The sequence below is a fragment of the Pseudomonas sp. JE3303 genome (genome assembly GCF_056312565.1).
Map to the genome: position 1 here is coordinate 436420 of NZ_JBWGIF010000001.1, position 21938 is coordinate 458357.

Genomic DNA, 21938 nt, shown 5'->3' on the forward strand with positions numbered 1-21938 from the left:
TGTAGGCGCAGGGCCTTTTTTCTTCTCCATCCGCGCGCAGGTATCGCTTATGTAACACCGCGAGCCTGGGCCAGGTGCCTACCGTATCGACCCCTTTCACGATACGAGCACAGCCCATGACCCTGTTCCCTTCCACCGCGCCGACAGCCCGTAGCGCCGTGGCTTCGCATTTCGCCTCCCGTCCGACCCTGCGCCAGGTGGCCGCGCAGGAACTGTTCAGGATCCTGACTGAATACTACCCGGCAATCGCCAGTGCCTTCGCGGAATTCGACTCGGCCGAAGCCTTCACCCTGATCACGCCAACCGACGATAACCACGTCAGCGTCCACTCGCTGACCGATGCGTTCCTGCACGCGCTACTCACTACCCAGACGATCGACTGGCGCGACCGGCGTCTGAGCCTGCATCCACCCACCGGCACCGTGGAAGACATCGTCGAAGAATCGCCCCTCAAGAGCCTGCACGTACCGCTTGAGCCGCTGCACAACGACCTGGATGACCTGCTGGTGACATTGGTCCCGCGCTTCCAGGATGCGCAGGTCCGCTACTGGAGCGAGTCTGCCCCCGGTGCGGCCGACGATCACGGGGTCAGTCGAGAGCGTTGGCTGCAGCACGCAATCAAGGCTGCTCTGCTCTGTAATCTCGGGTGGCAAGCACTGAGCCAGGATGAACGCGATTGCCTTTACGCGCTGCTGCGTGGCGGGCGCTCGCAGCCTCCTGCCTATGCAGTCGAGGCGCAGATGAAAGCAGGCGAGGCGTGGCATTCGGAGTTGCAGGGCAGTCTGTTGATCGACGCCGAACGCGACGAGGGGCGAGTGCTGTTGTGGTGTGCGCCCTCGGGAGTCGTCAGGGGCTTTGAAACGGTCGAGACATTTGCCGAGCACCTTGAGGGTCAACTCGCGGAGGTCTATCGGTTCGATGAGATCACCTGGACACGGCATGCGCTCGACGACGACGCCATCGCCCAGCTTTGCGGCCTGCAGCTCAACGCGATCCTGGATACGGCAAGCCGCGTGCGGCTTGGCCTGGTCGGCAGCATCGCTGAGCTGGAGGAAACTTTTCACGCACTCAGCGACCCCTCCGCTGCCTTCCTGGACCAGCCGTGGCTCGATACAGCGCAGCCAACGCTCCCGGCCCCGGCATGGTTGGCGGCCGGCACTGAGCGCGACCACTTCGAGTACCAGACTGCGACCCTCGACCTGTCGATCGAGCAGGCGGCTTCGGCGGGCGCCACGGCGCTGGATGATATCGAGAGCCTGCACGACTACGCCGCCCGGCGCCTGCGCGAAACCCTGCTGGCCGATCACCCGGTCGATGCCAACTACTTTCCCGACGACCTGAACCTCACGGTCATGGTCCCAGACCCCACCCAGGACAAGGACTTGCCCGTCAGGCTGATCGATGCCGGCCAGCTTACCCTGACCGAGTTGGCCATCGGCCATCTTGATACATTGCATGGCGGCATCATCACCGCCATCACTCACCGTGAAGATCAGCTGATCATGGACTGGATGAACCCGGTGTACATCACCGGACTCATCGAAGAGGTGAACGTGGGCGGCAGTTATCCCGCCTACGTTACGTCCAGGCTGGACGATCCCCTCAAACAGCCGGCACGGATCAGGCGCTTTGGCCGCGAATGGCGCAGCGCGCTGTTGTTCGACAGCCTCAAGGCCAAGGTCGTAGGCGCGCTTGACGACGTGTTCTGGGAGTCCCTGGCCGAATTCTGCCGCAGTGGGCGCGACCTGCGCTCGGAGGTCGCCATGGCCCCGTTGGCGCTTCGCCGCGCGCCAGGCACCGAGGTGTGCGATGAAGTGACCTGCATGTTTGTCATAGGCTTTCAGGCGCAAGAAACAGTGCTGCTGTACCGGCCCCTGTACCCGGACCAGCCGCTGATGCAGTTCAGCGACTTGCGCCAGATGATGGCGTCGATCAGCCAACCTGGCGAGTTGCAGGATAGCGTGTTGCTTTGGCTGGACGACGCTGTGCGGCCCGTCTACGACAATGGTGGCTTCATCCGGCCGCATCTGGACCTCGGCTGGCAGGGACTGATCCTCGACATCCTCGCGCCGGGCGCAGCCGCTTTGCTCGACAGCATGGCTCACCCAGTGCAGGCGGCTCCCAGGTTCTGGCTGGCCGATCTCGATACGCGGGTCTTCCTCGCCCGGCGTCAGGCGATGATAGAGCTGGCTGAGCGCCAGTCGGTATCCAATGCCGAGCATCGCTGGGCCGTGCTGAAGACCTTCGCCTGGCTGACTTTCAACCTGGTGGCGCCTTTGCTGCCAGGACCGGTCGCGAGCGTTGCGTGGCTGACAACCGCCTTGGCAGGACTGCGCGATGACGTACAGGCGCTGCGCACCGGCGATGACGTCCAGCGCTCACAGGCTGTCGCCGATCTACTCGCAAATGCTGCCATGGCGCTGATTCAACTGGATTCAGCGCACGCCGCGCCCTCCCTTGGACGCGTGCGCCACGCCGCGATGCGCCTCGAAGGGCCACCGTTGCGGGGTGCCTTCCCACTGGCTGAAAGCACGACCCCGCTCAAGGCGATGGAGGCCAGGCCAGGCCAGGCACACCCGGCGCCGGATTACGGCTTCGAAGGCCGGCACGGCCTCAACTACCTGACGGCCGAACGTCGCAGGGATTTGCTGGGCTATCGTGCCGCGGTGTCGCTGGACAATGTCCCGTTGGAAAATCGAGGTTGGACTCGCGGGTTATATGAGGTGGACAATCGTTACTACGTACGTCTGGATGAACATCCCTTCGAGGTCAGCCTGGACGCGGATGGCGTACGCATCATCGGTCCCGAGGGCGAGACGGGATGCTACCTCCGCTACCGACAGGGCGAGTGGCGGATCGACCTCAGGCTGCAGGGCGGTGCCCCCAGGAAAGCCGCGGATATCCGTCGTGCCAACCGGGCCGAAATGGAGGCGCTGCAAGCTCAGATCGATACACTGGTCGAGCAGGGCAACAAGGCCGTCGCGCTGTATACCCTCAGCCAGACCAAGGTCGAGCACTTGCGCCAGGCACTCTCCTCGCTCGAGGAGCAACTCCAGGCACTGGAAGTCCTGCCTGTTGCGCAGCGAACTGCAGAGCAGAATGAAGCCTGTCTTCGTTTGGGTGGTGAGGTTGCCAGGGCACAGAAGAGTCTGGCGCAAGGCAACGAAGTGGTATTGCGTACGCTGGAGCGGATCGTCGAGGACGATAGCAAGACCGACCGGTTGCTCGACCGGATGCTTGAGCCGAAATTCAACGGAGTGCGTCTCAACGATGCGCTGCAGCAGCGCCGTGGTGTCTATCGCCAGCGCATCATCAACAACAGCGTATTGATCAACAACATCACCTCCGGGCTGCTGGACTATTCCGAGCTGGATCGCCTGGGTGCCAATGTTGCGGTACGCCCTGAAGGCTTTTTCCAGACGCAGTGGTACGAGCATTTCAAGGCCAAGCTGAACGACCTGGTGCAGGCTCAGGAACGCACCCTGCGGGTGTGGGAAACCTTTGACGATTATCTGGTGCGCACTCGGGGCGACGACACGGTGCGTTATGACAACAAGACCGTGTCCATTGACGCAATCATTCAGAGCCGCGGCTTCACCACCGTCGACTTGCGTTTCAAGCAGCTCTTCGATCTGGCCGAATTGTGCATCGACCGCTTGAGCCCATACGATGACAGCACGCTGGTGCTGTACAAGGAATACCTGGCCGGCGATGCCCTGTTCAGTGCAGGCTTCAGCCACGGCAAGCTGGTCACCAGCGACCTTCCAAAGGCCGAGCGCATCGAGATCCTGGGCGAGATCATCGAGGAGTATCAAGCCGCCGCGGCCATGGTGACTTACCTCAGGAGCGTGGGCGGGCCCGTGATCAGGCCCGAGATGCTCAAGCGCTATAGCGCGCAGCTCGATGCCCTCACCGGCGCGGCGGAGCACGCCCTGAATGCCGCGTTGCGCGAGCAGGACTGGGACGTGCCGCAGGTCCCCGTGCCTTCGGGCTATCCCGCACGGGAGGGCGCGCGACGGCTGGCCAGGACCCGGGGCGGGCGTGTCACGCTGGCCGATGAGGTGACGGTGGACGGCCAGACCCAGGTACTCCAGCGTGACCCGGTCAGCAAGACCCGGTCGAAGACCTTCCGCCAGGAGGGAGACCAATGGGTGGAGGCGCCGATCGAAACGCCGCCGCCTGTTGCCTTGCCCCCCGCGCCCGACCTGGGGGCTACCCGGCAGCAGGCGCAGCGGCTGCTGGAGGAGATCGACGCGGTGCAATTCCTGGCACGCCGCTATGTGGCTTCCGAGGAGCCGGCCAGCCTGGCCTCGGTCATCGACTGGCACATCGAAAAAATCGAGCAGACCCGCACATCCCTGGCAAGAGCGGGCGAAGAAGAGACGTTGCTGGCGCCGCTGCAACAGGGTGTTACACGCTTGCGGGGCATTCGACAGGAGCTGCTGACCACCCTGCATCTGTCTACCCGGCATCCCAACGCCAGCAGTCTTCGGTATCTGGTCGAACATGGCCTGGTCACGGTGCAGCGGGTCGGTGCGCGGCGTCAGTTGGCGGCCAATGATCACCTGGACGTCTATCAGGTGCTTCGCACCGCGCCCGGCGGCAGTGGCTTATGGGAAGCGCACTTCCACTACCCCAGTACGCAGGCGGCCAGCCGTGCGTTCGTCAAGGGCCACCTCAAGCTGTGGGCGCAGCGCAAGCTGGGCCGACGGGCCGAACTGGATGCGGCGGCAACGGGGCGCGAGCGCATCGCTATCCACCGCGGCGACCTGCGCATCAAGCAAGTGCATGACCTGATCCCTTTCGACTGACTTCGAACGGTCTTCAGCGATTGTGGTAGAGGCCGTGCTCGCCGTGTGCGGGCATGGCCAGGTTGCTGCGTTCGGCGATCATCTGCGGCAGGGCAATGAGTTCGATACCCAGGTGCTTCAGGCGAGGAATCTCGCGCTCGAGCACTTCCAGGGTTTGCGGGTAGGGATGTCCGATGAGCACGGCCGATCCCTGCCTGCGGGCCAGCTCGATGCCCAGCTGCAGTTGCCCGGCAATCGCTTCGGGGGTGCGCACATCATCGAGAAACACATCCCGCGAAACTTGCGCCAGGCCAATGGCCTGCGCCCGGGCCGCCGCCACGGTGGCAGCGCTGGTGCGGCTGTCGACAAAGAACAGGTGGCGACGCTGCAGCTCGGCCATCAGCCAGGCCATGGGCGCAACCTGCGAGGTCATCCGGCTGCCCATGTGATTGTTGATGCCGGCAGCGTAGGGAACCTTGGCCAAGGCGGCTTCCAGGCGCCGTGCGAGCTCAGGCACCGGAGTGCCGGGATGCCAGGCGTAGGGTCCGGTGGCCGGGTCCATGGGCATGTGCAGGATGACTGTCTTGCCGGCACGGTGGCCCTGACGGGCGAAGTCGCTGGCGTGAGGGGTGTCGGGCATGATCGCCAGGGTGACCGGGCCGGGCAGGGCGAGCACACGGTTGTCGCGCTCGGTGTTCTGGCCCAGGTCGTCGATGATCACCGTCATGTAGGCTTTGGCTGGCTGCGCCGGCGCCGCCAGGGCGACACCGGTACAGACCAGGCCAAGCAATAACAGCAGATACCGCATTCCAGGCATCACTTGTTCTGGGTGATGCTCAGGCCCTTGAGCAGGCTCAAGGCCTGGCTCAGCTGGAAGTCGTCATCCTGCGGGCGTTCCTTGCGCTTGGCGCCGCTGGTCGGACGTTCGGCGCCGCCATTGCCGTTGCCCAGGTGCCCTTGCAGGTCGGCTTCCTTGAATGTCTCGCTGTCCGCTTCGGCAGTCAGCTTGGCCGGGCGCACCTCGATGTCGGGCACGATGCCCTGGGCCTGGATCGAGCGGCCGTTGGGGGTGTAGTAGAGCGCAGTGGTGAGCTTGAGCGCCCGGTCATTGTTCAGCGGCAGCACGGTCTGCACCGAGCCCTTGCCAAAGCTGTCGGTGCCCATCAGCACGGCGCGTTTCTGGTCTTGCAGGGCGCCGGCGACAATCTCCGAGGCCGAGGCGCTGCCACCGTTGATCAGCACCACCAGCGGCACGCCTTCGCTGGCGTCGGCCGGGTCGGCGGAGAAGCGCAGTTCGGAGTTGGCGATGCGGCCCTTGGTGTAGACGATCAGGCCCTTGGTCAGGAAGTGGTCGGCCACTTCCACGGCGGTCTGCAGCACGCCGCCCGGGTTGTTGCGCAGGTCGAGCACCAGGCCGCGCAGCTTCTTGCCGTTGTCCTTGCGCATCTTCGCCAGGGCCTTGCCGACTTCTTCGCCGGTCTTGACCTGGAACTGGGTGATGCGGATGTAGCCGTAGTTGTCTTCGAGCAGCTGGCTCTTGACGCTCTTGACCTGGATCACCGCGCGGGCGAGGGTCACGTCGAACGGCTGGCCGCCATCGCGCACCAGGGTCAGTGTGATCTTTTCGCCGATCTTGCCGCGCATCTTGTCGACGGCTTCGGTCATGGACTGGCCACGGGTCGGCTGGCCGTTGATCTTGACGATCAGGTCACCGGCTTCGATACCCGCACGCGAGGCCGGCGTGTCGTCGATGGGCGAGACGACTTTGACGAAGCCGTCTTCAAGACCGACCTCGATGCCCAGGCCGCCAAACTCGCCACTGGTGCTTTCCTGCAGCTCCTGGAAGTCTTCAGGGCCAAGATATGCCGAATGCGGGTCGAGGTTGCTGAGCATGCCCTTGATGGCGTTTTCCAGCAGGGTCTTGTCATCCACAGGTTCGACGTAGGCTGCCTTGATCCGGTCCATGACTTCGGCAAAAGTACGCAATTCCTCCAGTGGCAGCGGGCCTTGTGCGCTTGCGGCCGGGGCGGGCGCAGCGGCGGGCTCGGCCGCGAGGGCCAAGGGCGCGCCGACGACCAGGGCGATGGTCAGGGCCAGTGAGGTGAGGCGGGGCGATTGCAGCATGTCGAACGAACTCCTGATCCTATAGACGCTCCGCGTGGAGCCCCGGCGCAGTAACGGACTGCGCTACGCCGTCAAATGTAGGAAAGTACCTATCCCTGGGCACGGCACCACTGTGCGGGGTCGCTGGGGCGGCCCTGCTGGCGGATGGCGAAGTACAAGCCTGCGTTGTCTTGCCCACCGCTGTCGCCAACGGTGGAGATGGCATCGCCTGCCTTGACGATGTCACCAGCGCGCTTGAGCAGGCTTTGATTGTGACCGTATAGGCTGAGGTAACCATTGCCATGGTCGAGAATGACCAGAAGTCCGGCACCGCGCAACCAATCGGCGAAGACCACCCGGCCACCATGCACCGCACGCACCTGGCTGCCAACTGAGGCGCTGATCATCACGCCGTCCCACTTGGCCCGCGAATCATCCCCGCGTGTTTCACCAAAGCGTGCAAGCAATCGACCATTGACCGGCCATGGAAGTTTGCCCCGTGCGGCAGAAAAAGCTCCGCCGTAGGTTTCACCGCTGCTCGAAACCACCGGGCCAAGCGTGACCTTCGGTTTCTTCGCAGCCTGATCATTGCTGGCCTGGGCCTCGCGCTGGCGTTGCTTCTGGGCCTCTTGTTCGGCGAGCAAGGCACGCTTGCGGGCTTCCTCTGCTTCGCGGGCCTGGCGCGCCAGGGTTTCCTCGATGGTCTTGAGCACACGGCCCAGCTCGGCCTGGTCTTGCTGGCGCGACTGCAGCTTCTGGTCGCGGGCCTTGAGGTCGGTATTGAGCTTGGCCAGCACTTTCTGACGCTCCTGGCGCACGGCTTCAAGCTCCTGGCGGCGGCTGTCGAGATTGCCCTGCTGGGCCAGCAGCCCCGCCTGTTGCCGGGCGATATCCTGCTCGACGCCGGCCAGCCTGGTCAGGGTTTCGTTGAAGCTGCGCAGTTGTTCCAGGCGGGCCTGGCTGAGGTAGTCGTAGTAGGTGAGGGTACGGGCGAACTTCTCGGGGTTCTGCTGGTTGAGCAGCAGCTTGAGGTATTCCTCGCGACCATTCTGGTAGGCCGATCGAGCCTGGATGGCGATCAGTCGTTGCTGTTCAATGCGGGCGCTCTGGAGTTTTTTTTTCTCGTTATCGAGGCGCTCCAGCTCGCCCTCGGTCTTTTTTAGCTCCTGTTGCAGGGCCTCCACCTGCTTCTCCAGCGTGCCGATGTCGGTTTCGGTTGCGCGCAGGTCTTTCTGCACGCCGGATTTTTCGTCCTGGAGCTTGCCCAGTATCTTCTGCAGCTCGGCGATGTCCTGACGGGTGGCGTCGAGTTTCTGCTGGGTCTGCACCCGCTCGTCGGCGAAGGCCGGGCTGAGCAGGCAGGACAGGGCTAGGAGGATCAAGGCGCGGAGCATGGAATGGGGATACCCGGGATGGAGACTGACCTAGTATGCCCGCCCGCGACTGCAAAAAAAATGGCTGGGGGCAGTGTAGGAGCGGCCTCGTGTCGCGGAAGGGCCGCAACGCGGCCCCTCGCTAAAACAACACCGTGTGTCGGACACACCGGTGGGGCAGACCCAGCGGGCCCTTCGGGCCCGTTTCGCGACACTAGGCCGCTCCTACATGGAGCGGTGTTGATTCAGGCGTCGACCAGTATCGAAGTGCCGGTCATTTCCGCCGGCACATCCAGCCCTAGCAGCTTGAGCATGGTAGGCGCCACGTCCGCCAGTACGCCGCCTTCGCGAACTTTCAGCGCCCGCTTGCCCACATAGATGAACGGCACAGGCTCGGTAGTGTGCGCGGTATGCGCCTGGCCGGTGCACTCGTCTTCCATCTGCTCGACGTTGCCGTGGTCCGCGGTGATCAAGGCTTCGCCACCGACCTGCTCCAGTGCATCGACAATGCGGCCGACGCAGTGGTCCAGCGCCTCGACGGCCTTGACGGCTGCCTCGAATACACCGGTGTGACCGACCATGTCGCCGTTGGCGTAGTTGACCACGATCACGTCATAGCGCTGCTGCTCGATGGCCTCGACAATCCGGTCGGTGACCTCTGGCGCGTTCATCTCGGGCTGCAGGTCGTAGGTAGCAACCTTGGGCGACGGGATGAGAATGCGCTCTTCGCCTTCGAACGGTTCTTCACGCCCGCCCGAGAAGAAGAAGGTGACGTGGGCGTACTTCTCGGTCTCGGCAATGCGCAGCTGGGTCTTGCCGTTCTTGGCCAGGTATTCGCCCAGCACGTTGTCCAGGCTCGACGGTGCAAAGGCGGCTGGCGCTGCGATTTTTGCCGAATACTGGGTCAGGCCGATGAACGCCGCGACCTTGGGCAGGCGGGCCCGCGGGAATTCACTGAAATCTGGCTCGACGAATACCCGCGACAATTCGCGGGCGCGGTCGGCGCGGAAGTTCATGAACACCACCGCGTCGCCATCCTCGACCTTGACCGCTTCGCCAATGCGCGTGGCCTTGACGAACTCGTCGCTTTCGTCCCGCGCGTAGGCCGCTTCCAGACCTGCCACGGCGGTGTCTGCAGTGTGCTCGGCAACGCTGTCGACGATCAGGTTGTAGGCCGCGCTGACGCGATCCCAGCGGTTGTCCCGGTCCATGGCGAAGTAGCGGCCGATGATGCTCGCGATACGGCCCTTGCCAAGACGGGCGAAGGTGCTGTCGAGCAGCTCGATGGACGACTGGGCGCTGCGGGGCGGGGTATCACGGCCGTCCAGGAATGCGTGCAGGTAGATCTTCTCGGCACCCCGTTGCGCGGCCAGTTCGGCCATGGCGACAAGGTGATCCTGATGGCTGTGCACGCCGCCGTCGGACAGCAGGCCGAGAATGTGTACGGCCTTGCCAGCGCCAACGGCCTTGTCGACCGCGCCGGTGAGGACCGGATTGTTGAAGAACTCGCCGTCACGGATAGCCTTGGTCACCCGCGTGAAGTCCTGGTACACCACGCGCCCGGCGCCGAGGTTCATGTGACCGACCTCGGAGTTGCCCATCTGCCCATCCGGGAGGCCTACGTCCATGCCGGAACCGGAGATCAGGCCGTGCGGCCGAGTGGCGCGCAGGCGGTCGTAGACCGGCGTGGTGGCGGAATAGATGGCGTTGTACTCGGGGCTTTCGCTGTGACCGAAACCATCAAGGATGATCAGGACCAGGGGTTTGGGCGTGCTCGTCATCAATCCCTCTCACGGTTGCTCAAGATGATAAAGACACGCATTTTAGGGCAATTCCGCCAGCTGTGACGAATAATCCTCATGCCGCCTGCCAGGCGGGGGGACGGGCAGCAACCGGCAGCGGCCTCAAGGCCGTCGGCCAGACTTTGGCCGACCTTTGGGGCTGTGTATACTGGCCAGCATTTTCAATGGCCTGGAACACCCCCGATGGTTGATAACCTGATTCGATTTGCGACAGAACACTACATTCTGGTAGCCATCTTCGTCGTTCTGCTGGTGCTGCTCATTCTCAACGAAGCCCGCAAGGGTGGCCGCAGCCTGAGCAACGGCGAACTCACCTCGCTGGTCAACAGCGACAAGGGCCTGGTCGTCGACATCCGTCCGGCCAAGGAGTACGCGGCAGGTCATATCGTGGGTGCCGTGAGCATCCCGCAGGACAAGTTGACCAACCGCATGGGCGAGCTCGAGAAGCACAAGGCCAAGACCCTGATCATCGTCGACAACATGGGCCAGCATTCGGGCGGCGTCGCCGGTGAGCTGATCAAGGCAGGCTTCACCGCCGCCAAGCTGAGCGGTGGCGTTTCCAGCTGGAAAGCCGATAACCTGCCGCTGGTGAAGTGACATGAAGCACGTCATCGTCTACTCCAGCGACTACTGCCCGTACTGCTCGCGCGCCAAGTACCTGCTCCAGAGCAAGGACGTGGCCTTCGAAGAGATCAAGGTCGACGGCAAGCCGCAGCTGCGTGCCGAGATGAGCCAGAAAGCAGGCCGCACATCGGTGCCGCAGATCTGGATCGGCGACACCCACGTCGGGGGTTGCGATGACCTGTTTGCCCTGGAGCGCGCCGGCAAGCTCGATGCGCTGCTCAAGGGTTGATTTCACACTAATCAAAGACCTTAGAAAGAAGGATCTGCCATGACTGAGCAACAGAACAACGGCGCGGCCGCAGCCGACGACACCTCCCCACAGTTTTCGATGCAGCGCATCTACGTGCGTGACCTGTCGTTCGAAGCCCCGAAAAGCCCGGCGATCTTCCGCCAGCAGTGGGAGCCAAGCGTCGCGCTGGACCTGAACACCAAGCAGAAAGCCCTGGAAGGCGACTTCCACGAAGTAGTGCTGACCCTCTCGGTGACCGTCAAGAACGGTGAAGAAGTTGCCTTCATCGCTGAAGTGCAGCAGGCCGGTATCTTCCTGATCAAGAACCTCGATGCTTCGTCGATGAGCCACACGCTGGGTGCGTTCTGCCCGAACATCCTGTTCCCGTACGCGCGCGAGACGCTGGACAGCCTGGTGACCCGTGGCTCGTTCCCGGCGCTGATGCTGTCGCCGGTCAACTTCGACGCCCTGTACGCGCAGGAAATGCAGCGCATGCAGGAAGCGGGTGAAGCGCCTTCGCTGCAGTAAGCGGTATTGCGGTGATCAAAAAAGCGCCTTCACGGCGCTTTTTTTGTGCTGTTTGTTCCGGCCCTTTCGCTGGCTTGCCAGCGAAAGGGCCCGAGTGGACACTACTGGACCATCAGGCAAACCCCTGCTGCCGCCACGCCTCGTATACCGTCACCGCCACGGTATTGGACAGGTTCAGGCTCCGGCACCCTGGCTGCATAGGCAAGCGCAAGCGCTGCTCCGCGGGCAGGCTGTCCAGCACTTCGGCAGGCAAGCCCCGGCTTTCCGGGCCGAACAAAAACGCATCTCCCGGCTGGAACGCTACCTCGTGATAAGGATGCGAAGCCTTGGTGGTGAACGCGAACAGTCGAGGCTGTCCAAGGCTTTCCAGGCATCCGGCCAGGCTCTCATGGCGCTTGAGCGTGGCATACTCGTGGTAGTCCAGGCCTGCCCGGCGAAGGCGCTTGTCATCAAGTTCGAACCCGATGGGTTCGATCAGGTGCAGGTCGCAACCGCTGTTGGCGCAGAGCCGGATAATGTTGCCGGTATTCGGCGGAATCTCTGGTTGAAAAAGGATGACGTGAAACATGCACGGCTCCGAGCGTGAAGATGGCGAGCATTCTACCCCTGAACCGGACCCGCGTTCTAAGGCCTGGCCACGCATGCTGTTCTCGCTGGCCCTGTTCGGACTGCTGGTCGGCCTGATGATCGGCCGGCTGACCGCGCCGGAGGAACGGGTGTTGGAGCAGGTGGAGGTGGTCGAGGCGGGGTTGGACCTGTGGTTCAACGAAGAACCCAAGCTGCATGGCGAGAATCTCGACGGTACGCTGGCGTTGCTGTTCGAGGCCGAGGGCAAGGTTCAGCGGGGTCAGCTGCGGATGCAGGGCAAGCCGGTCAGCTGGCGGGTGCAGAAGAGCGATGGCGGGCTGTTGGTGACCCTTGTCGCCGCGCGTCCCCTGCGCGGTGAGTGGACCGCTGCCGAGGACGCTGGGCGTTGGCGGGTGCAGGTAAGACTGCACGAATAAAAGAGGGGATTCCCGGCCTGCCTGTACCGAGGTCCCCAAAACTGGATGTACCAAGGTTATTGCAGGTGTCGTGCCAGGTTTGCGAAAGCCGGGAAATGGGCGCTCTGGGAGGTTTTCAGCAAGGTTGCGGGTGGATTCGTGCCTTGCGGCAGTGCACCGGGCACAGGAACGGTGCATGGGCCAGGGCCGCGGTGCGGCCCCGGTGCTCATCAATGATCTTCGCCCTCGTCATCATCCCCGCCGTCGACCTTCATCCCCAATTCCTTGATCTTGCGGGTCAAGGTATTACGGCCCCAGCCCAGCAGCACGGCGGCGTCACGGCGCCGGCCAGCGGTGTGCTTGAGGGCGGTTTCAATCATGATGCGCTCGAAGCTCGGCACCGCGCTGTCGAGCAGGTTCGACTGTCCGCGTGCCAGGGCCTGATCAGCCCACTGACGCAGGGCCTGCTCCCAGTTGGTGACCGGGGCCGCGTCCTGAGGCAGGTTGAGCAACTCGGGCGGCAGGTCACCGACCAGCACCTCTCGGCTGGACGCCATCACGGTGATCCAACGGCAGGTGTTCTCCATCTGGCGCACGTTGCCGGGCCATGGCAAGTTGCGCATGAACTCTTCGGTTTCCGGCTTGAGCAGCTTCGGCTCTACCGACAATTCCTGCGCGGCACGGCCCAGGAAGTGCCGGGCCAGGGTCGGAATGTCTTCACGGCGATCGGCAAGGCGTGGGATGTGGATGCGGATCACGTTCAGCCGGTGGAACAGGTCTTCCCGGAACTTGCCGGCCTGCACCAGCGTCTCGAGATTCTGGTGTGTGGCAGCGATGATCCGAACGTCGACCTTGACCGGCACATGGCCGCCCACGCGGTAGAACTCGCCGTCAGCCAGTACGCGCAGCAGGCGGGTCTGGGTGTCAGCCGGCATGTCGCCGATCTCGTCGAGAAACAGCGTACCGCCGTCGGCCTGCTCGAAGCGCCCCCGTCGCAGGTTGGCCGCGCCGGTGAAGGCACCTTTTTCATGACCGAACAACTCGGATTCCATCAAGTCCTTGGGAATCGCTGCCATGTTCAAGGCGATGAACGGCGAGGCCGCGCGCGGGCTATGGCGGTGCAGGGCGTGGGCGACCAACTCCTTGCCGGTGCCCGACTCACCGTTGATCAGCACGGTGATGTTCGAGTGGCTCAGGCGGCCGATCGCGCGAAAGACTTCCTGCATCGCCGGAGCTTCGCCAATGATCTCCGGGGTACGGGTGAGGCTCGGCGCCGTGTGCAGGCCTTGTTGCTCCTGGGCGTGCTGGTTGGCGCGCTTGACCAGTGACACGGCTTCGTCGACATCGAACGGCTTGGGCAGGTACTCGAAAGCGCCTCCCTGGTAAGAGGCCACGGCACTGTCGAGGTCCGAGTGGGCGGTCATGATGATGACCGGGAGGCGCGGGTGCTGTTCGCGGATCTGCGCGAGCAGGTCCAGGCCGCTGGCGCCGGGCATGCGGATATCGGAGATGATCACGTCTGGCTGCTGCCGGGCCAGGCGGCCCATCACGCCGTCGGCGCTGTCGAAGCTCTGGGTGGTCATGCCTTCCTGTTGCAGGGCTTTTTCGAGTACCCAGCGGATTGAGCGATCATCGTCGACGATCCAGACGGTTTCACTTCGGCTCATGAGGCAGTGGCTCCTTGTTCCAGAGGCAGGAAGATCGAGAACGTGGTGTGGCCGGGGTGGCTGTCACATTCGATCAGACCCTGGTGCTGGCTGATGATGTTCTGGGTAATGGCCAGGCCGAGCCCGGTACCGTCGGGACGTCCGCTGACCATGGGATAGAAGAGGGTGTCTTGCAGTTCCGCCGGGATGCCGGGGCCGTTGTCGATCAGCTCGACGCGGGCCACCAGGCGATGCCGGATGTGGCCGATGGTGAACTGGCGCATGGCACGGCTGCGCAAGGTGATGCGGCCCAGGCGCAGCTCGTTCTGGCTGCTGATGGCCTGCATCGCATTGCGCACGATGTTGAGCACCGCCTGGATCATCTGCTCGCGGTCGATCAGCACGTCGGGCAGGCTCGGGTCGTAGTCGCGTACCAGCGTGATGCAGCCCTGGCTCTCGGCATCCACCAGGCTGCAGACGCGCTCCAGCACCTCATGGATATTGGTCATTGCCAGCGAGGGCAGCTTGTTCGAGCCCAGCATGCGGTCGACCAGGTTACGCAGGCGGTCAGCTTCCTCGATGATGACGTTGGTGTAGTCGCGCAGCTCTTCCTCAGGCAGTTCGCGCGCCAGCAACTGTGCCGCGCCGCGGATCCCGCCCAGCGGGTTCTTGATCTCGTGGGCGAGGCCCCGCACCAGCATCTTGGTGGTTTCCTGCTTGGACAGCTGGGCTTCTTCCTTGGTGATGCGCAGCAACCTGTCGCGCGGATGAACCTCCAGCAGCAGCAAGGTCTGACCGTGATTTGGAATCGGCGTGACGGCGTAGTCGACGATCAGGCTCTGGCCGGTCAGCGAGGTCAGCTGGGCTTCACGCTTGGTGAATGGATGCGCCTGTTCCACCGCCTGGCGCAAGGAGTTGAGTGCCTCTGCCGACTCGGTGAACAACTCGCTGATGAACTGCCCATGGCTACGCTGGCCGCTGATGGCGAGCAGCATCTCGGCCGCCGGATTCATGTATTCCAGGCGCAGGTCGGCGTTGAGCAGAAGTGTGGCAGTGGTCAGGTTGTCGAGAAGCAGACGGTGCTGAGCGTCGCTGATGGTCATGGGGCGTCGTTGACCTCTTTTGGCACATGGGCGCCCCGGGCTGGGCCAAGGGCGGGCGCGCTTAAATCCGCTGATACGAAGAAAATGCAAAAACCAAACCAAGGCTCCGAAAAGAAGCGGGATTTGCGCATTAGGACCTGTATTCGCGCGGATCGGCCCAATAGAGCCCCGCTTTACCGATTTATGTGAACCAAATTGGGGTTTCAGCGCGTGGTATCAGTCTGCCTGTGCACCAACATAGAGCATAGGGCGGATCAGGGTTTTTCGCACAGCTGACCCGTTGCACGGACCAACGCCATAAAGCGAGCCGGGTCGTTGGTTCGCTGGGCAAGGTCATGCGCAAGCAAGTCGGCACAACGGGGCAAGGACGCTTGATCGAAGTGGGCCAGGCGCTCGAGCAACTGCCCCTGCAGATGGTCGAGACGGGGGCGCAGTTGCCGATGCAGGTCCTGGCGGGGTGTGGCGGGCGCGCGTTGCGCAAGGTGCCAGTGCGAGAGGGCGTTGTACTGAAGCAGCTTGTTCGCCTCCATCTGGTCTGAAAAGAATGCCTCTGCGCGGTCGGGACTCAATCGATGACCGGGTGCAGCCTGACGCACAGTTTCGATCACCTGACGTTCTCGGCCACTGGCCTGGACGGGCTGGCGCTGATCCCATTTGTGAAGGGCCACGGCTTCGGCAACGTCAAGGCGCTGTTCGATGCTATCGAGCAATGAGGCAAGCGGGGTGGCTGGCTGGCCTGGCGATGTGCAGCCCTGAAGGGCGGCTATTACAAGCGGGGCGAGGTAGAACGTGCGCATGGGAAATCTCCTTGGGGGCGAGGAGGGAGTGTGTCTTTATCCCCGCGATCCACCAGTCAGATAATTCCCAATATCCTGTAGGACAAAAGAAAAATGGCCTCACTAGGAGGCCATTTCTATATGAAGCGGATGACGCCAGGCGTCAGCGCATCAAACGCTGTAGTACAGGTCGTATTCCAGCGGGTGGACGAACGTACGTACGCGGATTTCTTCTTCCGATTTCAGGTCGATGTAGGCATCGATGAAGTCGTCGGAGAACACGCCGCCCTTGGTCAGGAACGCACGGCCCTTGTCCAGCTCTTCCAGGGCTTCTTTCAGGCTGCCACAGACCTGCGGGATTTCCTTGGCCTCTTCAGGCGGCAGGTCGTACAGGTTCTTGTCGGCGGCATCGCCTGGGTGGATCTTGTTCTGGATACCGTCCAGGCCAGCCATCAGCAGGGCGGCGAAGCACAGGTACGGGTTGGCTGCCGGGTCCGGGAAGCGCGCCTCGATACGGCGGGCTTTCGGGCTGGAAACGTAAGGGATACGGATCGAGGCCGAACGGTTACGGGCCGAGTAGGCCAGCATGACCGGGGCTTCGAAGCCTGGCACCAGACGCTTGTAGGAGTTGGTGGCCGGGTTGGTGAAGCCGTTCAGGGCCTTGCCGTGCTTGATGATGCCGCCGATGAAGTACAGGGCGGTTTCCGACAGGCCGGCATAGCCTTCGCCAGCGAAGGTGTTCTTGCCTTCCTTGGAGATCGACATGTGGACGTGCATGCCCGAGCCGTTATCGCCGTACAGTGGCTTCGGCATGAAGGTAGCGGTGCGGCCGTAGGCATCGGCGACGTTGTGCACGCAATACTTCAGCGTCTGGACTTCGTCAGCCTTGGCAACCAGGGTGTTGAAGCGAACGCCGATCTCGTTCTGGCCGGCAGTCGCCACTTCGTGGTGGTGAACTTCGACGACCTGGCCCATTTCTTCCAGGGCGTTGCACATTGCGGTACGGATTTCGTGGTCGTGGTCGACCGGCGGCAGCGGGAAGTAGCCGCCTTTGACGCCTGGACGGTGGCCTTTGTTGCCGCCTTCGACGTCCTGGTCGGTCATCCACGAACCCTGTTCGGAGAAGATCTTGAACATCGAGCCCGAGATGTCGGACTTGAACTTGACGTCGTCGAAGATGAAGAACTCAGGCTCTGGGCCGACGAAGACGGTGTCACCGATACCGGTAGTCTTCAGGTACTCTTCAGCGCGGCGTGCGATGGCGCGCGGGTCGCGGTCGTAACCTTGCATGGTGGACGGCTCGATCACGTCGCAGACCAGGATCAGGGTCGGCTCTTCGGTGAACGGGTCCAGCACGGCGGTGCTGTCATCCGGCAGCAGGATCATGTCGGAAGCTTCGATGCCTTTCCAGCCTTCGATCGACGAGCCGTCGAACATCTTGCCGGCTTCGAAGAACTCATCATCCAGCGCATCGCGAGCTGGCATGGTGACGTGTTGCTGCTTGCCTTTGGTGTCCGTGAAACGCAGATCAATCCACTTGACGTCATGATCTTTGATGAGCTGAACCGACTTCGACATGTTGTCCTCCGGATAGTCTAGGGCACGGTGGGCCGTTGCCCTGCAAAAAGGGTGACGCTGGGCGCGCATAGTCGGCCAAGCTTACCTGCCTCACAAGGGAGCAAATTGCATGCCAGTGCCCAAAAATGGCCAACTTGCGCCAAGCATGGTGCTTTCAAGGGATGGTGGGGCTGCAGCGTTCCATTTTCTGCACCTATAAGAGGCGCGCGATGCCGTAGGCGCACCAAAATAGAGCGGGTAAAACCTTCTGTACAAAAGTTGCTCAAACCTTGAGCAATTTCCGCTATAATTCGCGCCCTTCTTTTTCAGCTGGCCATTCGCGCGCTGTAGACCATGAAACTAATCGTCAAAGTCTTTCCAGAAATCACCATCAAGAGCCGGCCGGTGCGCAAGCGCTTCATCCGTCAATTGGGCAAGAACATCCGTGTCGTGCTCAAGGATCTGGATCCGGAGCTGAAGGTCGATGGCGTCTGGGACAATCTCGAGGTGGTCACCCACATTGAAGACGAGAAGGTCCAGCGCGAGATGGTCGAGCGCCTGAGCTGCATGCCGGGCATCGTCCATTTCCTGCAGGTCGATGAACACCCGCTGGGCGACTTCGACGATATCGTCGCCAAGTGCAAGGCCTACTTCGGCCACCTGCTGGCTGGCAAGCGCTTTGCCGTGCGCTGCAAGCGCGGCGGTCATCATGACTTCAGCTCGATGGACGTCGATCGCTATGTCGGCAGCCAGCTGCGTCAGCAGTGCGGCGCCGCCGGTATCGACCTGCGCAATCCTGAAGTCATGGTGCGCCTGGAGATCCGCGATCAGCGCCTGTTCATCATCCACAACCAGCACCAGGGCATCGGCGGTTACCCGCTGGGCTCGCTGGAGCAGACGCTTGTGCTGATGTCCGGTGGCTTCGACTCCACCGTCGCCGCCTACCAGATGATGCGCCGCGGGCTGATGACCCACTTCTGCTTCTTCAACCTCGGTGGCCGTGCCCACGAGCTGGGCGTGATGGAAGTCGCGCACTACCTGTGGAAGAAATACGGCAGCAGCCAGCGGGTGCTGTTCATCAGCGTGCCGTTCGAGGAAGTGCTCGGCGAAATCCTGGGCAAGGTCGACAACAGCTATATGGGCGTGACGCTCAAGCGCATGATGCTGCGCGCCTCGGCCAAGGTCGCCGAGCGCCTGCAGATCGATGCGCTGGTGACCGGCGAGGCGATTTCCCAGGTGTCGAGCCAGACCCTGCCAAACCTTGCCGTGATCGACCAGGCCACCGACAAGCTGGTCCTGCGCCCGCTGCTGGCCAGCCACAAGCAGGACATCATCGACACGGCCTACCAGATCGGTACCGCCGAGTTCGCCAAGCACATGCCGGAGTACTGCGGCGTGATCTCGGTGAACCCGACCACCTGCGCCAAGCCGCACCGCGTCGCGCAGGAAGAGAACAAGTTCGACATGGCCGTGCTGGAGCGCGCCCTGGAGCGCGCCCGCTTCATCTCGATCGACAATGTCATCGATGAGCTGGGCCAGGATATCCATGTCGAGGAAGTCGCCGAGGCCATGCCTGGGCAGATCGTCATCGACATCCGCCACCCCGATGCCCAGGAAGACGAGCCGCTCGTGCTCGACGGCGTCGAGGTGCAGGTTTTGCCGTTTTATGCGCTCAACAGCCGCTTCAAGCACCTCGATGGCAACCGGCAGTACCTGCTGTATTGCGACAAGGGTGTGATGAGCCGCCTGCATGCGCATCACCTGCTCAGTGAGGGACATGCCAATGTGCGTGTTTATCGTCCGACATAAGACGCCGGGGCTGTATGGCGGCAGTATCCGCCATCGCCCTCCCGACCGACGGGCCCGCTGAGCCTTGTTCATTCATATTGGCCGCCTAGAATGGGCGGCAACCCGAATCCTCTGATCGAGATACATTTGTGATCGAAAATCTGCGTAACATCGCCATCATCGCCCACGTTGACCATGGTAAAACCACCCTGGTCGACAAACTCCTGCGTCAGTCCGGCACCCTGGAGCGTAACGAGCTCAACGACGAGCGCGTCATGGACTCCAACGACCAGGAAAAAGAGCGCGGTATTACCATTCTGGCGAAAAACACCGCCATCAACTGGAATGGCTACCACATCAACATCGTCGACACCCCCGGCCACGCCGACTTCGGTGGCGAAGTTGAGCGTGTAATGTCGATGGTCGACTCCGTGCTGCTGCTGGTCGACGCCCAGGACGGCCCGATGCCGCAAACCCGCTTCGTGACCAAAAAGGCTTTCGAAGCTGGCCTCAAGCCAATCGTTGTAATCAACAAGGTTGACCGTCCGGGCGCGCGTCCTGATTGGGTTCTGGACCAGATCTTCGATCTGTTCGACAACCTCGGTGCTACCGACGAGCAACTGGACTTCCAGGTTGTCTACGCCTCGGCCCTGAACGGCATCGCCGGTCTCGACCACACTGCCATGGCCGAAGACATGACCCCGCTGTACCAAGCGGTCGTCGACCACGTTCCGGCCCCAGCCGTTGACCGTGACGGCCCGTTCCAGATGCAGATCTCGGCTCTGGACTACAACAGCTTCCTCGGTGTTATCGGCGTTGGCCGTATCGCCCGTGGCCGCGTCAAGCCGAACACCCCGGTCGTTGCCATCGACGCCGACGGCAAGCGCCGCAACGGTCGTATCCTGAAGCTGATGGGTCACCACGGTCTGCACCGCGTTGACGTCGAAGAAGCAGCTGCCGGCGACATCGTCTGCATCAGCGGCTTCGATGAGCTGTTCATCTCCGACACCCTGTGCGACCCGTTGAACGTCGAGGCGATGAAGCCGCTGACCGTTGACGAGCCAACCGTTTCCATGACCTTCCAGGTCAACGACTCGCCATTCTGCGGTAAAGAAGGCAAGTTCGTGACGTCCCGCAACATCAAGGACCGTCTGGACAAAGAGCTGCTGTACAACGTTGCATTGCGCGTTGAAGAAGGCGACTCGGCTGACAAGTTCAAGGTTTCCGGCCGTGGTGAGCTGCACCTCTCGGTACTGATCGAAACCATGCGTCGCGAAGGCTTCGAGCTGGCCCTGGGCCGTCCTGAAGTGATCATCCGCGAAGTGAACGGCGTGAAGCAGGAACCGTTCGAAAACGTCACCATCGACATCCCTGAAGATTCGCAGGGCAAGGTCATGGAAGAGATGGGCCTGCGCAAGGGCGACCTGACGAACATGGTGCCGGATGGCAAGGGCCGTGTTCGTCTGGAATACAACATCCCTGCTCGCGGTCTGATCGGTTTCCGTAACCAGTTCCTGACCCTGACCAACGGTGCTGGCATCCTGACCTCGATCTTCGATCGCTACGACACCGTCAAGTCGGGCCACATGTCCGGCCGTCAGAACGGCGTTCTGGTTTCGGTTGAAACCGGCAAGGCACTGACCTACTCGCTGGAAACCCTGCAGGCGCGCGGCAAGCTGTTCGTCGAGCACGGCCAGGAAATCTACAACGGTCAGATCGTCGGCCAGAACAGCCGCGACAACGACCTGGGCGTCAACCCTACCAAGGGCAAGAAGCTCGACAACATGCGTGCTTCGGGCAAAGACGAAACCATCGCACTGGTTCCGCCTGTTCGCTTCACCCTGGAACAGGCTCTGGAATACATCCAGGAAGACGAGCTGTGTGAAGTCACGCCTAAGTCCATCCGTCTTCGCAAGAAGATCCTGGACGAAAGCGAGCGTACCCGCGCCGCCAAGAAAGCCAAGGCTTGATGTAACAGCCTAGGTTGAACAAAAACGCCCCCGGTCGAGAGACCGGGGGCGTTTTTGTTTGTCGAGAGATTGTCAGGACCGCCGCAAAGCCGCGTCGTACAAACAGGGCGGCCAACCCGAACCTGTCAGGCCATGGCACGTTGCAACAAAATGTAGGAGCGGCCTTGTGTCGCGATGCGCCGCGCGGGCGGCGCTCGATATCTACAGCGCTGCAAGGCCACAGGCATGCGCCTTCATCGCACAGCCATCTTCGGCTTATACGCGCAATACCCAGGCCTAGGCCCTACCCGCGGATGATTCCGGCACGTATCCGGCCGCTTCTCATAAATCGTGCACAACCGGCTCTTGCGATCCAGGTACAGGCAATCATCGTTGCTCATCCGGGTCAGGGTGAAAATTCCCGACTTCTGGTTGAAGCGCTCGATGATGCCGTCCTTCTGCAGGCGCTTGGCAATATTCTTCGGCGGTTCGTCCTTCTCGAAGTCATCCACCACCCCGATGCGGATCAGGTCCTTGATCTTGACCTCGACCGGCAAAGTGCAGCAGGTCGAGTGACAACCCCCGCAGTTGTGGCTGGCATAACGTTGCCAGGTGTCCAGGCGGTCGACTTCGGCGGCGGCGATCAGGGTGGTTTTCATTTATATACAAGGCTAGTGACGGTCGGTG

Annotated in this window: 17 protein-coding genes; 7 read left to right on the forward strand and 10 right to left on the reverse strand. The window is 62.3% G+C overall.

From position 1 onward, the window contains the following. Positions 1-116 precede the first annotated feature (116 nt). Positions 117-4811, forward strand: a complete 4695-nt coding sequence (locus AC0ZZU_RS02125) for a hypothetical protein (protein ID WP_476338660.1) — start codon at positions 117-119, stop codon at positions 4809-4811. Positions 4812-4824: 13 nt separating this feature from the next. On the opposite strand, the gene AC0ZZU_RS02130 is transcribed toward AC0ZZU_RS02125, so the two are convergent. From AC0ZZU_RS02130 to gpmI, 4 genes are all read right to left on the reverse strand, one after another. Further along, positions 4825-5598: a divergent polysaccharide deacetylase family protein gene (locus AC0ZZU_RS02130; protein WP_476338662.1), complete on the reverse strand. Its 774-nt coding sequence runs from the start codon at positions 5596-5598 to the stop codon at positions 4825-4827. A gap of 8 nt (positions 5599-5606) precedes the next feature. Then, positions 5607-6914, reverse strand: coding sequence for a S41 family peptidase (locus AC0ZZU_RS02135; protein WP_476338664.1), 1308 nt, complete (start codon positions 6912-6914; stop codon positions 5607-5609). Between the two features lie 89 nt (positions 6915-7003). Then, the gene (locus AC0ZZU_RS02140; protein WP_476338666.1) at positions 7004-8287 is read right to left on the reverse strand and encodes a murein hydrolase activator EnvC family protein; all 1284 of its coding nucleotides are present in this window, start codon (positions 8285-8287) and stop codon (positions 7004-7006) included. Positions 8288-8511: 224 nt separating this feature from the next. After that, positions 8512-10047: a 2,3-bisphosphoglycerate-independent phosphoglycerate mutase gene (gene gpmI / locus AC0ZZU_RS02145; protein WP_476338668.1), complete on the reverse strand. Its 1536-nt coding sequence runs from the start codon at positions 10045-10047 to the stop codon at positions 8512-8514. Between the two features lie 204 nt (positions 10048-10251). On the opposite strand from gpmI, the gene AC0ZZU_RS02150 reads away from it, so the two are divergent. From AC0ZZU_RS02150 to secB, 3 genes are read left to right on the forward strand one after another with little or no spacing between them, the layout of a single operon-like run. Continuing rightward, positions 10252-10665 carry a rhodanese-like domain-containing protein gene (locus AC0ZZU_RS02150; protein ID WP_476338670.1) on the forward strand — a complete coding sequence of 138 codons (414 nt, stop codon included), beginning with the start codon at positions 10252-10254 and terminating at the stop codon, positions 10663-10665. 1 nt (position 10666) lies between these two features. After that, entirely contained in the window at positions 10667-10921 is a 255-nt protein-coding gene (gene grxC, locus AC0ZZU_RS02155; RefSeq protein ID WP_476338672.1) for a glutaredoxin 3, read from the forward strand. A 39-nt stretch (positions 10922-10960) separates the two neighbouring features. Next, on the forward strand, positions 10961-11449 hold the full coding sequence (gene secB / locus AC0ZZU_RS02160; RefSeq protein ID WP_158458661.1) for a protein-export chaperone SecB: 489 nt from the start codon (positions 10961-10963) through the stop codon (positions 11447-11449). 112 nt (positions 11450-11561) lie between these two features. Here secB and trmL read toward each other — a convergent pair whose 3' ends face one another. Further along, positions 11562-12017 (reverse strand): tRNA (uridine(34)/cytosine(34)/5-carboxymethylaminomethyluridine(34)-2'-O)-methyltransferase TrmL, encoded by a 456-nt coding sequence (gene trmL, locus AC0ZZU_RS02165; protein WP_324122868.1) that lies wholly within the window; start codon positions 12015-12017, stop codon positions 11562-11564. On the opposite strand from trmL, the gene AC0ZZU_RS02170 reads away from it, so the two are divergent. Next, positions 12016-12453 carry a hypothetical protein gene (locus AC0ZZU_RS02170; protein ID WP_476338675.1) on the forward strand — a complete coding sequence of 146 codons (438 nt, stop codon included), beginning with the start codon at positions 12016-12018 and terminating at the stop codon, positions 12451-12453. The two genes, trmL and AC0ZZU_RS02170, sit on opposite strands and share 2 nt — an antisense overlap. Before the next feature lie 209 nt (positions 12454-12662). Here AC0ZZU_RS02170 and ntrC read toward each other — a convergent pair whose 3' ends face one another. From ntrC to glnA, 4 genes are all read right to left on the reverse strand, one after another. Continuing rightward, the gene (ntrC, locus tag AC0ZZU_RS02175) at positions 12663-14099 is read right to left on the reverse strand and encodes a nitrogen regulation protein NR(I) (RefSeq protein ID WP_476338677.1); all 1437 of its coding nucleotides are present in this window, start codon (positions 14097-14099) and stop codon (positions 12663-12665) included. Further along, positions 14096-15181, reverse strand: a complete 1086-nt coding sequence (gene glnL, locus AC0ZZU_RS02180; protein WP_476338679.1) for a nitrogen regulation protein NR(II) — start codon at positions 15179-15181, stop codon at positions 14096-14098. Before glnL ends, ntrC begins: the two co-directional genes overlap by 4 nt. 254 nt (positions 15182-15435) lie before the next feature. Beyond that, on the reverse strand, positions 15436-15978 hold the full coding sequence (locus AC0ZZU_RS02185) for a chorismate mutase (protein WP_476338681.1): 543 nt from the start codon (positions 15976-15978) through the stop codon (positions 15436-15438). A 150-nt stretch (positions 15979-16128) separates the two neighbouring features. After that, positions 16129-17535, reverse strand: a complete 1407-nt coding sequence (gene glnA, locus AC0ZZU_RS02190; protein ID WP_476338683.1) for a glutamate--ammonia ligase — start codon at positions 17533-17535, stop codon at positions 16129-16131. A 333-nt stretch (positions 17536-17868) separates the two neighbouring features. On the opposite strand from glnA, the gene thiI reads away from it, so the two are divergent. Both thiI and typA read left to right on the forward strand, forming a co-directional pair. Next, a complete protein-coding gene (gene thiI, locus AC0ZZU_RS02195; protein WP_476338684.1) occupies positions 17869-19323 on the forward strand; it encodes a tRNA uracil 4-sulfurtransferase ThiI in 1455 nt (484 codons plus the stop codon). 128 nt (positions 19324-19451) lie between these two features. Next, the gene (typA, locus tag AC0ZZU_RS02200; protein WP_476338686.1) at positions 19452-21272 is read left to right on the forward strand and encodes a translational GTPase TypA; all 1821 of its coding nucleotides are present in this window, start codon (positions 19452-19454) and stop codon (positions 21270-21272) included. 233 nt (positions 21273-21505) lie between these two features. Here typA and AC0ZZU_RS02205 read toward each other — a convergent pair whose 3' ends face one another. Then, the gene (locus AC0ZZU_RS02205) at positions 21506-21910 is read right to left on the reverse strand and encodes a YkgJ family cysteine cluster protein (protein WP_158458653.1); all 405 of its coding nucleotides are present in this window, start codon (positions 21908-21910) and stop codon (positions 21506-21508) included. Positions 21911-21938: the final 28 nt, after the last annotated feature.

Excerpts from the sequence above, each read along its gene's own strand:
- AC0ZZU_RS02125 (WP_476338660.1), top strand. The coding sequence starts at position 117 with ATGACCCTGTTCCCTTCCACCGCGCCGACAGCCCGTAGCGCCGTGGCT.
- AC0ZZU_RS02130 (WP_476338662.1), bottom strand. The coding sequence starts at position 5,598 with ATGCGGTATCTGCTGTTATTGCTTGGCCTGGTCTGTACCGGTGTCGCC.
- AC0ZZU_RS02135 (WP_476338664.1), bottom strand. The coding sequence starts at position 6,914 with ATGCTGCAATCGCCCCGCCTCACCTCACTGGCCCTGACCATCGCCCTG.
- AC0ZZU_RS02140 (WP_476338666.1), bottom strand. The coding sequence starts at position 8,287 with ATGCTCCGCGCCTTGATCCTCCTAGCCCTGTCCTGCCTGCTCAGCCCG.
- gpmI (WP_476338668.1), bottom strand. The coding sequence starts at position 10,047 with ATGACGAGCACGCCCAAACCCCTGGTCCTGATCATCCTTGATGGTTTC.
- AC0ZZU_RS02150 (WP_476338670.1), top strand. The coding sequence starts at position 10,252 with ATGGTTGATAACCTGATTCGATTTGCGACAGAACACTACATTCTGGTA.
- grxC (WP_476338672.1), top strand. The coding sequence starts at position 10,667 with ATGAAGCACGTCATCGTCTACTCCAGCGACTACTGCCCGTACTGCTCG.
- secB (WP_158458661.1), top strand. The coding sequence starts at position 10,961 with ATGACTGAGCAACAGAACAACGGCGCGGCCGCAGCCGACGACACCTCC.
- AC0ZZU_RS02170 (WP_476338675.1), top strand. The coding sequence starts at position 12,016 with ATGCACGGCTCCGAGCGTGAAGATGGCGAGCATTCTACCCCTGAACCG.
- trmL (WP_324122868.1), bottom strand. The coding sequence starts at position 12,017 with ATGTTTCACGTCATCCTTTTTCAACCAGAGATTCCGCCGAATACCGGC.
- ntrC (WP_476338677.1), bottom strand. The coding sequence starts at position 14,099 with ATGAGCCGAAGTGAAACCGTCTGGATCGTCGACGATGATCGCTCAATC.
- glnL (WP_476338679.1), bottom strand. The coding sequence starts at position 15,181 with ATGACCATCAGCGACGCTCAGCACCGTCTGCTTCTCGACAACCTGACC.
- AC0ZZU_RS02185 (WP_476338681.1), bottom strand. The coding sequence starts at position 15,978 with ATGCGCACGTTCTACCTCGCCCCGCTTGTAATAGCCGCCCTTCAGGGC.
- glnA (WP_476338683.1), bottom strand. The coding sequence starts at position 17,535 with ATGTCGAAGTCGGTTCAGCTCATCAAAGATCATGACGTCAAGTGGATT.
- thiI (WP_476338684.1), top strand. The coding sequence starts at position 17,869 with ATGAAACTAATCGTCAAAGTCTTTCCAGAAATCACCATCAAGAGCCGG.
- AC0ZZU_RS02205 (WP_158458653.1), bottom strand. The coding sequence starts at position 21,910 with ATGAAAACCACCCTGATCGCCGCCGCCGAAGTCGACCGCCTGGACACC.